Source organism: Haloferax chudinovii (genome assembly GCF_042663345.1).
Lineage (GTDB): Archaea > Halobacteriota > Halobacteria > Halobacteriales > Haloferacaceae > Haloferax > Haloferax chudinovii.
The window spans coordinates 71,925-82,527 of record NZ_JBHTAB010000015.1; the positions used below are offsets into that span (position 1 = coordinate 71,925).

Genomic DNA, 10,603 nt, shown 5'->3' on the forward strand with positions numbered 1-10,603 from the left:
TAGTACGACAGGAAGATTCGAATGAGGGGTGATCTGAAGCAGTTTCTGTTCACTGATTCGGTCAAAACCACGCATCACAGCCCCGCTAAACCCACTGTAGTCTCAACTCCAGTCTGTGGGTACTGACGTCAGTCCCCGTGAATGGGGGACATATTGGTTAAGAGACTCTTTTCCAGTTCGGATGCAGAATACAAACGACCAAACCCCGAGTGAACGAATTACTGCTAATGTCAGATAGCGTCGTGACTCGTGCCGCGGCTCTCGTCGACGAGTATCTGCTGCTCTGGGTGTTGCTCTCGGTTGGCGTCGGGTTGGTCGTTCCGTCAGCGGCCGCACTCACCCCACTGTCTACGCCAATTCTCGCCGTCATGATTGGGGCAGTTTCGCTAACACTTGCTCCCGAACAGTTTCGACAGCTCCGGGGACGAGCGCTGCTAGTGATTCTCGTCGTCCAGACCGGGATGCCACTGCTTGCGTTTGCTATCGCCCGGTTACTTGGTCTCGGTCCTGCGCTCACAGCCGGCTTCGTGGTCCTCGGCGCGGTGACGCCCGAACTGGTGACGCCGACGATGACCGAACTGAGCGGCGGCGATACCGCGCTTTCGACGGTGGTCCTCGTGGCAGTCGGTCTCGGGTCGCTCGTGTTCGTCCCTGGCGTCGCCACCCTGTTCCTCGGGGATTCCGTTACAGTCGCGCCAATACTCATCGTCGAACAACTGTTGCTCGCAGTGGTCATCCCGATGAGTCTCGCCGTGGCAGTTCGGTATCGGTGGCCCGACCGCATCGGCAGATACAACGACATTTATCCATCCGTGTCGGGGCTCATGGTGATCCTCATCATCGGTATCGTTGCTGCGGCGAACGCTGCGGTCGTTCGCGATAGTGTGAGCGTCCTTCTCCTCATTGCGGCCGCTGCGCTCGCTCTCAACTGTAGTGGCTACGTTGCTGGCTGGCTCGTCAGCTGGAACTTCTCGCGGGGCGAACGCATCGCCGCGACGCTGTCGATTGGGATGCGTGACTTCGCCGTCGCAGCCGCTCTACTCGTTAGTGCGGACTTTCCCACTGCAGCCACACTCCCCGCCGTCGTCTTCGGAATCATCGAGATGACGACGAGTGCTGGACTCGCGAAGTGGTTCAGCCGTCCTCGGTAGGTATTAGATGCAATTGTCCTGAACCTCTATCCATTCGAGGAGCGGATCGAGTCGGTTGCGGAGTTCCTCACCTTCCTCGGTGAGTTCATATTCGACGCAGGGTGGAATCTCCGCGTACTGTTCTCGGGCGAGGAAGCCCGCTTCGACGAGGTCATCGGGGCGGGTCGACAGCGTCAAACTGCTCACCTCGCCGAACCTCTCCTCGATTTCGTCGTATCTCGCTGGGCCAATCTCACCGACCTAATACCCTGGGTGACGAAGCATGACAGTCTCGAAGTCGTTGAGAATGGTGATAAGGTACCACAATCGGCTAACTGGGACCCAAACTGGTGCAAAAATATTTAGTTAGTCGGCAGTCCCCTCAACTTGGCGTGTCTTTTCCACCTCCAAGAGATCTGTCGTAGACGTCGCCGTAACCAGTCGCAAGAACTGACCCGCGCTCGTGAGAATTTTATTCTCCGCCTTTCGGAGATGTTCCTCGTACGTGGAACGAGCGACAGTAGTTTGGTCAGCAAGTTTCCTGAGTGACGTCTTTCGGGGTTGTTCATAGTAGCCGTTTTCCAGAGCCAACCGAAGCGCCGCCATCTGTCGTTCGGTCACGTCCTCGAACAATTGGTCGACCGGAGCCAACATACTGTGCGGGATTCGCTGTGCTGTAATCGCCGTCTTCGAGAGCACGTCGATGTCGCGGTCAGCTTCCAACTCTCGGAGAAGTTCTCTGATATCGCTCTCGTCGAACGCAATCACAGAGTAGTGCTCCCAACCCTGACGATGAATCGTCGGCGGCTGATACAGGCAATTGTGCGCTTCGAATCGCTCAATGATGGAGTCTTCCAGTGAACACAGGCATGATTGCGTGACGACGTGGAGTCCAGTATCGTCGACTGACTCGTGAAGAACCGTCCCTAAGCGATCGATTTCGTCGAGGAGATCGTCAGACGGAGACCCCGGTGCAGTAATCTCGATTACCTGGCAGTCATCCAGATACCACTCACGAATCGTGAGATCTGGATGTCGTTCCGAAATCTCCCGATACGGACACTCGTGTTTGACGCGGAACGAAGCTTCGTAGAGGCTCATACTGTTACATTCGTCTATACAAAATTAACAGTACCGGTCATGTCCGGCAGTACCTATATTCTATTTCTTCCCATACGGAAGAACACTGATGTCGGATATTTCCCCCGAGGAACTCGGAGAACGATTGCAGACTGACGCAAACAACCTGCTCGTAGTCGATATTCGCCACAAAGGAGAGTTCGACGACTGGCACGTACCGGGTAGCGTCAACGTCGACGTTTACGACGAGTTAGCTGACGCTCCTGACGAAGCCAAGGACGCGCTATCGGGCCTCCCCGAGGAGAAAGAGATAGTTACTGTCTGTGGTGCGGGCGTCGCTGCGGAGACAGCAACCGACGTGCTTCAAGAGACGGGATATACCGCGGCGACACTCGAAGATGGGATGAACGGGTGGAGTCGCGTTCACCGCCATGCGGCGGTCTCTGTTGACCTCGATGGAACGCTCGTGCAGGTCGCCCGACCGGGGAAAGGCTGTCTCTCACATGTACTCATCTCCGATGCTGAAGCCGCTGTCTTCGACCCATCACACTACCTCGAAGAGTACGAAGCGATTCTCGACGAGTACGACGCCGAACTCGTCGGTGTCTTCGACACGCACGCCCACGCCGACCACGTTTCGGGCGCTGCAGAGCTAGCCGACCGTCACGGCATCCCCTACTACCTCCACCCGAAGGATGCACTAGCAATCGACGCGTCTCCCATCGAGGATGGACAGACTGTCTCGGTCAGCGGCTTCGAGATCGAGGTCATCCACACACCGGGGCACAGCGAAGGAAGCGTCTCGTTCGATATCGAGGGCGCGGCACTGATTACGGGTGACACACTCTTTCACGAGAGCGTGGGCCGCGTCGAACTCGGTGTCGAAGCTGGTATCGAGGATTCCAACGCCGACCAGAACGCCGCGACGCTCTACGAGAGCCTCCAACGGCTTCAAGACCGGCCAGACGACGCTCTCGTCCTCCCAGCACACGACCCCGGTTCACCGGAACCACCAGTGACCGCCACACTGGGCGAAGTCCGAGAGCGGAACGAGGACCTCGACTGTGACCGCGAGGAATTCGTCCAAGAACTCGCGTCAGATATCCCGGATCACCCGCCAAACTTCGAGCGTGTCAAGCGAACAAACGTGGGTCAGGAATCAGTCCCCGGCGACGAGCTGGCAGAGCTCGAACTGGGTCCCAACAACTGCGCTGCGGAGTGATCGATGAGTACAGAAACTGACCTCAAACAGGGCATTCGCGAGCACCTCGGACAGTTCTCACTGCACGTCTTGCTGGTGTTCGCGACGGGGTTGACTATCGGGTCCGAACGCGCCGTCGTGCCCGTGTTGGGTCGCGATGTCCTCGGCGTCGAGTCGCTGTTCGTCATCGGGTCGTTCGTCGTCTCGTTCGGGTTCGTCAAGGGACTTCTGAACCTCTACGCCGGCAAGTGGGGCGGCGAGTACGGCCGCAAGCCCGTACTCATCCTCGGGTGGGTGACCGCGCTCCCGCTTCCGGTTATCCTCATCTTTGCCCCGAGTTGGAGGTGGATAACCGTCGGAAACGTTCTACTGGGAATAAATCAGGCGTTGACGTGGAGTATGGCCATCAACGCCAAAATCGACATCGCGGGGCCCGAGCAGCGAGGACTCGCCGTCGGCATCGACGAGGCGTTCGGGTACAGCGGCGTCGCCGTCGGGGCGTGGGTGACGGGCATTATCGCCGCTCAGACGAGTCTTCGGCCCGAACCGTTCTACTTCCTCGCCGTCGTCGTCGTGCTGGCGTTCCTCATTTCGGTCTTCCTCATCAAAGAGACGGTCCAACTCGCCGAAGCAGAGATCGATGACGAAGACCACCACGACGCAAACCTCCCGTTCGTCGAAGTGCTGAAGCGGGCGACCTACGGCGACAGGACACTCTTCGCCGCGGCACAGGCGGGCCACATCGAGAAGTTCGTCGATACGCTGTTCTGGCTCGCCGTCCCGCTGTACCTCACGAGTCAGGGGCTGGGAATCGCAGCGGTTGGTTTCATCGTCGGTGTCCACAGCGCGATGTACTTCCTCCAAATCGCGACCGGTGGACTCGCCGACCGAATCGGTCGTCGTCCGCCAGTCGTTGCAGGGATGTTCCTCACCGGTGGGGGCGTCCTCGGGATGGTACTCGTCGAAGGGTATCTCCTGTGGGCCGTCCTCTCGGGGGTCTCTGGCCTCGGAATGGCGTTGCTCTACCCGAATCTGATGACCGTCCCCGGCGACGCGGCCCACCCGACGTGGCGGGCGACCGGAATGGGTGTCTACCGAATGTGGCGTGACTCGGGGTACGGAGTTGGTGCAATCCTCATCGGCCTCTCGATGGAATTCGTGAACACCGAAGCCGCATTCTACATGACCGCCGCCCTGATGTTCGTCTCCGGGGCAATCGTGTACGTGTGGATGGAAGAGACCCACCCCGAGTTTGGAACACACGAACCGCCTGCCCCTACGATGGAACAATCGACTCGGACTACCCCTCAAGACTGACTCGCAGGATACTGCCTGCAGAGCGGAGTCCCGACTTCCCAGGAGTAGCAAGGATGCAACACGATTTTTAGTGTGTGACTCTATTGCACACGTGCGGCGGACTCATGATTCAGCCGTTAGACATCATCACCGATGACCGAACCATCAGCCGACTTCCCAGTACCTAGTGACAAGGACGCCATCACGAGTACGCCGACCGGTCAGAGCCAACACGTACTGGTGACCGCGAATCGGTACGCGGACAACCACAGAGTCGAATATGACGGAGCGATCATCGAAGAGACGTCGGCGTTTCGATCGGACGTGGAACTGTTTTACGATCTGCACACGCTTGTGTGGGACCGAGATCTCGGGGAGACTCATGACGGACGAAACGACGCGGTGGAGAGTTCGCTTGATTGGGCGTCATCGACCATTCCTGAACTGAGACTGGAAAACGAGTTTCGCTTTGGCGACGGGACCGAGGGTGCCATCCGACAAGACGTCGTCGCGAGTTCTAACCAGTGTTCGGTCCTCGTTCGAAACACTGCTACCTTCGAGAAGCCACACGAACGGACCTTGTTCACGGTGTTCAATCTCGGAATCAAGGGTCACAGCCACGAAGATCCAAACGCCGTCCAGTCGGCCCGCGTTGTCCACGCCGAGGAGTACGACGCGCTGACGGCCACGGATGGGAACCGACATCTCGCGTTCGTGCAGTCTCACGACGGTCGTCGCCGCTTCGACGGCCATCGAATCGGTGTAACCGGCGAATCGCAGGGACCGGAACGAAGCGCGTGGGCGGACGTATACGAGGAGAACGATGGCTGGATCGACTCGACGGCCTCCGGTGTCGGAGATCTCGATGCGGGCTTCGGTTTACACGTAGCGGGTGCCGAGTCGGTTGAGTGGCTCACTGCCATCGGCTTCGCAGAGGAGAGTGAAGACCGCGCCATCGAACACGCGCTGAACGCACTCGACGCCGGCTACGATGCAGAGCGGGACGCCTTTGTCGACGCGTGGAGCGAGTGGCACGACGGGGTCACGACAGCGCCGACCGGCGACGTGTTCGTCGACGCTCTGTACGAACGGTCACTGACGAGCCTGAAGTGTGCGGAAGACCACTGTCAGGCGATGATCGCGGGGGCTTTCAAGCCGACTGACATGACGTACAAGTTCATCTGGCCACGCGATCAGGTGATCATCGTTCAGGCGCTCGTCGCCGCGGGTGCGTTCGACGAGGCCCGGCAGGCGCTCGACTGGCTCGACCGTGTGCAGATCACCGACAGCGACGAGGAGACCGTCGACGGTCGCGGAATCGACCGGCGCGGTACGTGGTGGCAGAACTACTACACCACCGGGGAACCCCACTGGCGCGCGCTCCAATTGGATCAGGTCGGCGGGCCGATCTACGCCCACTGGCTACTCTGGCGGGAAACAAACGACGAGAACGTTCTCGACTCCCATTACGAGATGAGCAAACTCGCAGCTGAGTTCCTCCTAGAGTGGGACAACAGCTACGGATTCCCGAAGAAGCACCAAGACCCATGGGAAGAGGTCTGGGGCTACTCGACCGAGGGGAGCGCTGCCGCGATCGCCGGCCTCCGCTGTATGGCCGAGATGGCTGACGCCATCGGTGACGACGAACTCGCGACCGACTGTCGTGATCGGGCGAGGGTCTGGGCGGGCAACTTCCAGCAGTACTGTTACCGGGAGGGGACGGCATACGGCGATCATTACGTGACCGCAGGCGAACCCGAGTACGGAACGCCAGCGCCCGACGGCCGGCCGGACGCGGCCGCGTTCATGGCCTATTGGCCGTGGAACGTACTCGACAGCGACGACGACAGTCTCGTCTCGACCGTCGAACTCGCCGATGACACGGTCTGGAAGGCCGACGACACGCCGTGTGTCGGGAGATATCCCGGCGACGCCTACACGCCGAGTCGGACCGTCGAAGACGGCGGTTGGCCCTTGTGTGAGGCGTATGCCGACATGGTTCGCTGGCGCTCGGGAGTCGACCCGGGTGCAGTCGAGGAGTACGTGACCGACCACGCTGGAGAATGGACGACTTCGGCAGGATTGCTCCCCGAGCGAGTCGACGGCGACGGCACTGTCAGCTGGAACTCGAACCTCCAGTGGAGTCAGGCGATGTACGTTCTCCTCGTTGAGAGTCATCTCCGAGACGAGCCGTACGGGATGGCTCCTGACGAATAGACATTAGTCCACAAAACGCCGTCAATCGGTCGAGTAGCCGCCTCGGAGCCGGTGGAGATAAAACAAATGATCGTACTCATAGACGGCCTCGCCATCGTTGCTCCGGGCCGTGACAGTCCGGTTCGAGGGGTGTTGTTGGCGATGGTCGCAACCTGTCCGGAGATCTCCGTCCCGTTCTTGGTGAATAATTCCTCTCGCGTATACGACCTGCGTGTGTGACTCGGTTTCGGGTTCAGAAGCGACCGCGCAATCGAACCGAACCGCCGGGAGACCTTCTTTGTCGTCGGTGTCGCCGAGAGAAATATGACCGACTTCGACGTCCTCGTAACGCAGGAGCAACGCCAGTCGGCGAGCTCTCAAAATAACGGGGTATCTGCTCCTACGCGAGCAATTCGCTCGCGAGCACGATCATACCGACGATGGCGAAGACGACACCGAGCGCCGGTTCCATAATCTCGCTGGGAACGTACTTTCCGACCCGAGTGCCAATCGTCCCGCCAATGAGGACGCCGGGAATCGACCACGCGACGACATACCAGACAGGCGTCGCAGCGAGGGCGTGGACGGCGGCACCAGCGATTGCAGCGATTGCGAGTACGAATACACTCGTCGCAATCGCCACGCGGGGCGGCAACCGACACCGGACGATCAGCTGAGTGGTTGTAATCTCCGGGAGGCCGGCGCTGATCAGCCCGGTGATGAACCCGCCGGCGGTCGCCAGACTGAGGCCGGGTGGGCGCCAGCAGGTGTCGTAGGTGTACGTCTCGCCATCCGTCGTCTCGATGGTCGTCGTTCCGCGTCCGGTGTTTTTTTGTTTCAGGAACTCACCTTCACGCTCACCCGGAACGCACTCCTCAGGTGGGTCGTAGTAAACGAGGAACGCGCCCAAGAGGAGGAGTCCGGCGCCAAAGGCGACCGTGAGGAGTGCCGTCGGCACGACGTGTGAGACGAGCGCACCGACGACGACGGCCGGGACCGCGCCGAGCAGGAGCCACTTCGCCGTGGCGTAATCGACGGTCCGCTGCCGGACGTAGTTCACCAGCCCGTTACCCATCCCGAACACCTCTGTTAGGAGGCCGGCACCGATCGCCTGAGCCGGTTGGAGTCCGACGACCAACAGAAAGAACGGACTAAAGAACAACGCGCCGGAGACGCCCGAAGCGAGTGCGACCGTCGAAAAGAGGATCGAGGCCGGGAACACCCACCAGTGGGCGAGGAACTGGTCGACCGGAGAGCCAGCCGGAACCGGAAGCGATTGTAATGCGACCGTCCCGAGATCGATGCCAGTCCACACTCCGAGTAGCGCGAGAGTGATCATTCCCGACAGTCCGACGGCTCCACCGAATACGAGAACCTTTGACCGGGTCATACTCGCGGACTCCAGGGGGTGAATAGTTCATCCGGACGCACGGTCTGCCCGGGCCAAAGGTGGTCCTGGCTCGCTGGGATGTCGTCTAATTCGAGTAGCGGAAGTCGGGACATGCGTATCTGTGTATTATGATTGGTGGAATCGTTGGTCTTGCGAGTGCGTTCGACTCGGAGCGGGACTCAGTGTCTTCTTATGCAACGATGCCAGCACCGAGGAAGGCGCCGAGGACGACGCCGTAGATGACGTGGACGGTGCCGAACATCGTCATCCTGCTTCTATCGGGCTCCATGCCGATGATCATCCGCATCCAGAACATCATCCCCCCGATCATGAGGACGATACCGTAGACGAGGCCGAGGCCGGCGGCGACGGCGATGGAACCGAGGTCGAGCCCAATCAGCGGAACGCCGACCGCAAAGACGCCGCCGGCGACGATACCGTAAATGAAGTGCAATGCCATCCCGGGCATCGCGTAGTCCTCGGGTTCGCCGCCAGCGAACTTCGTGACGAGCCGTGCCGTCGGCGGCGGTCCGCCATCTCCTATCACCATCATCCCGATGGTCATAACCATCGTTGCAACCACGCCGCCAGCGAGACCGGCGATAACTGATGCCATGAGTTCAGTTCTATCAGATGCAAGATGACTACTAAACCACGATGCGGTCGTTGAAAAGAGACACACACCCGCGAAAGCGTCTGAAACCGTCGATACGGACATCTGACAGATTTTCATGAAGAGGCGGAACGAAGCTGACAATATGTGTAATCGAGATGCGATTTGTCTGCACTCGCGTGGCCGGCCAGTACCGGTGTCTAGGTCAGGGTGGATTATTACGCTCGGAGTGCATGAATGAATATGGCCGGAGAGGATACAGATCCCGTTCTCTATCCAAATAGACGGGACTCGTCCACATCAACGGGAGGCATGTCCCGTCGACGTCTGCTCGCCGGGAGCGCTACTGCCGGGGTCGTCGCAACAGCAGGATGTATCGGAGGAGATGGTGGTAGCGAACCCGCCGAACAGCCGACAGTGTTCGTGTTCAACACTGGCGACGGCACGGTGAGTCTGATCGATCCGGAGAGTGACGAACTCGTCGAGACACGAGCGATCGATCTTTCGTCCTCATTTCCATCGAACCAATACACGCCGGACTTGACCGCCGACCGGGACGACTCGCTGTGGCTCAACGTCGGCCGCGGGGTCCGGGGCCTTGCGGTCGGTTCGCTCTCGGAGACGGCGGCAGTCGAGACGGGGTCAGGAGCGAACTGGCTCGAACAGACGCCCGACGGACGCCACGTCATCGTCAGCGCCAGAGAACCCAGTCACAGACAGTTCCGGCTCGACGCGGATCCGGCGTCGGAGACGTTCGGTGAGGTGACCGCCGAGATAGATCGGACACCGGAGGGCGGGCGCGATGACAGAGACGGTCCCGGCCCGTGTGACGTCACGATACACCCTGACGGTGACTATGCGTACGTTCCGGATCTCTTCGGCGATACACTGACCGTCCTGTCGGTCGAGCCGTTCGAGATCGTTACTCAGGAGGACATCGAACCAGTCGGAGACGGTCCTGCTCGGCCGTGGATGGGGACCGTCGCGCCGGACGGGCGAACCCTGCTCGTCGAACACAACGAGGCCAACGGCGGGAGTGAAGGTATCTGGACGCTCGACGATCCAGCCGCACCGAGCGAGACAGCGAGACTCACGGCCGAAGACGGACTCGGACGACGTCCGCTGACCAGTGAGATCGGTCCGGACTCCGAGACGGGATACGTGTTCACCCCGGGCTCGAACGACGTGACTGTCGTCGGCCTCACAGACGGGACTGTGACCACGCGACTCGACCTTGGTGGATCAGCGTTCGTCGGGACGTGGAACCCCTCGCGGACGAAGCTCTACGCACCCGTCCAGACCGCCGACGAGGTGGCGGTAATCGACCACGAGCGCAAGGAGGTGATCGAGCGAATCGGCGTTGGACCGAATCCATACGGGGCGACATCGGCTCAAGTCCGGCCCCAGAACGATCCGTCGGCTTCGATGACTCTCGCAATGGCTCGACTCGGTATTTCGAGCGAGCGTCCTGAGACGACCTACTGTATCGGGAACTGTGCGTGCGGCCATCGATTGTGATAGGGGGCACTGTCTAGTTAACCTCCTGAGCTGGCGGTCGTCCGTCGAGCGATTGATGCGGTCGCTGAAAGTTATAGTAATGAACGAACACTGCAAGCCACCGGCGGACGCTCAGCCGACTGCCCACCCATGAATTGTGGAAACGGTCAACTCTCATTTTGAACGTCTGAAACCACTTT

10 protein-coding genes are annotated in these 10,603 nt (G+C 60.0%); 5 read left to right on the forward strand and 5 right to left on the reverse strand.

Features of this window, described 5'->3' with window-relative positions; translation table 11 throughout:
* Positions 1–227 precede the first annotated feature (227 nt).
* Positions 228–1,151 carry a bile acid:sodium symporter family protein gene (locus ACFQI8_RS19035; protein WP_390247607.1) on the forward strand — a complete coding sequence of 308 codons (924 nt, stop codon included), beginning with the start codon at positions 228–230 and terminating at the stop codon, positions 1,149–1,151.
* A 3-nt stretch (positions 1,152–1,154) separates the two neighbouring features.
* Here ACFQI8_RS19035 and ACFQI8_RS19040 read toward each other — a convergent pair whose 3' ends face one another.
* Entirely contained in the window at positions 1,155–1,382 is a 228-nt protein-coding gene (locus tag ACFQI8_RS19040; protein ID WP_390247625.1) for a winged helix-turn-helix transcriptional regulator, read from the reverse strand.
* A 114-nt stretch (positions 1,383–1,496) separates the two neighbouring features.
* Positions 1,497–2,231, reverse strand: a complete 735-nt coding sequence (locus tag ACFQI8_RS19045) for a helix-turn-helix domain-containing protein (protein ID WP_390247609.1) — start codon at positions 2,229–2,231, stop codon at positions 1,497–1,499.
* Between the two features lie 88 nt (positions 2,232–2,319).
* On the opposite strand from ACFQI8_RS19045, the gene ACFQI8_RS19050 reads away from it, so the two are divergent.
* The 3 genes from ACFQI8_RS19050 to ACFQI8_RS19060 all read left to right on the forward strand — a co-directional run bounded on the left by ACFQI8_RS19050 (position 2,320) and on the right by ACFQI8_RS19060 (position 6,924).
* The gene (locus tag ACFQI8_RS19050; RefSeq protein ID WP_390247611.1) at positions 2,320–3,432 is read left to right on the forward strand and encodes an MBL fold metallo-hydrolase; all 1,113 of its coding nucleotides are present in this window, start codon (positions 2,320–2,322) and stop codon (positions 3,430–3,432) included.
* A gap of 3 nt (positions 3,433–3,435) precedes the next feature.
* Positions 3,436–4,728 (forward strand): MFS transporter, encoded by a 1,293-nt coding sequence (locus ACFQI8_RS19055; protein WP_390247613.1) that lies wholly within the window; start codon positions 3,436–3,438, stop codon positions 4,726–4,728.
* A gap of 132 nt (positions 4,729–4,860) precedes the next feature.
* Positions 4,861–6,924, forward strand: coding sequence for a glycoside hydrolase family 15 protein (locus ACFQI8_RS19060; RefSeq protein WP_390247615.1), 2,064 nt, complete (start codon positions 4,861–4,863; stop codon positions 6,922–6,924).
* Between the two features lie 379 nt (positions 6,925–7,303).
* On the opposite strand, the gene ACFQI8_RS19065 is transcribed toward ACFQI8_RS19060, so the two are convergent.
* A complete protein-coding gene (locus ACFQI8_RS19065; protein ID WP_390247627.1) occupies positions 7,304–8,242 on the reverse strand; it encodes a sulfite exporter TauE/SafE family protein in 939 nt (312 codons plus the stop codon).
* A gap of 241 nt (positions 8,243–8,483) precedes the next feature.
* The gene (locus ACFQI8_RS19070) at positions 8,484–8,909 is read right to left on the reverse strand and encodes a hypothetical protein (RefSeq protein ID WP_390247617.1); all 426 of its coding nucleotides are present in this window, start codon (positions 8,907–8,909) and stop codon (positions 8,484–8,486) included.
* A 240-nt stretch (positions 8,910–9,149) separates the two neighbouring features.
* Between ACFQI8_RS19070 and ACFQI8_RS19075 the strand changes: the two genes are divergently transcribed.
* Positions 9,150–10,424 carry a YncE family protein gene (locus tag ACFQI8_RS19075; protein ID WP_390247619.1) on the forward strand — a complete coding sequence of 425 codons (1,275 nt, stop codon included), beginning with the start codon at positions 9,150–9,152 and terminating at the stop codon, positions 10,422–10,424.
* A gap of 13 nt (positions 10,425–10,437) precedes the next feature.
* On the opposite strand, the gene ACFQI8_RS19080 is transcribed toward ACFQI8_RS19075, so the two are convergent.
* On the reverse strand, positions 10,438–10,603 hold a 166-nt coding region (locus ACFQI8_RS19080), incomplete at its 5' end, for an integrase core domain-containing protein (RefSeq protein WP_390247629.1).

Coding starts and splice junctions, on each gene's coding strand:
- ACFQI8_RS19075 (WP_390247619.1), top strand. CDS start 9,150: ATGGCCGGAGAGGATACAGATCCCGTTCTCTATCCAAATAGACGGGAC.
- ACFQI8_RS19065 (WP_390247627.1), bottom strand. CDS start 8,242: ATGATCACTCTCGCGCTACTCGGAGTGTGGACTGGCATCGATCTCGGG.
- ACFQI8_RS19060 (WP_390247615.1), top strand. CDS start 4,861: ATGACCGAACCATCAGCCGACTTCCCAGTACCTAGTGACAAGGACGCC.
- ACFQI8_RS19070 (WP_390247617.1), bottom strand. CDS start 8,909: ATGGCATCAGTTATCGCCGGTCTCGCTGGCGGCGTGGTTGCAACGATG.
- ACFQI8_RS19035 (WP_390247607.1), top strand. CDS start 228: ATGTCAGATAGCGTCGTGACTCGTGCCGCGGCTCTCGTCGACGAGTAT.
- ACFQI8_RS19050 (WP_390247611.1), top strand. CDS start 2,320: ATGTCGGATATTTCCCCCGAGGAACTCGGAGAACGATTGCAGACTGAC.
- ACFQI8_RS19055 (WP_390247613.1), top strand. CDS start 3,436: ATGAGTACAGAAACTGACCTCAAACAGGGCATTCGCGAGCACCTCGGA.
- ACFQI8_RS19045 (WP_390247609.1), bottom strand. CDS start 2,231: ATGAGCCTCTACGAAGCTTCGTTCCGCGTCAAACACGAGTGTCCGTAT.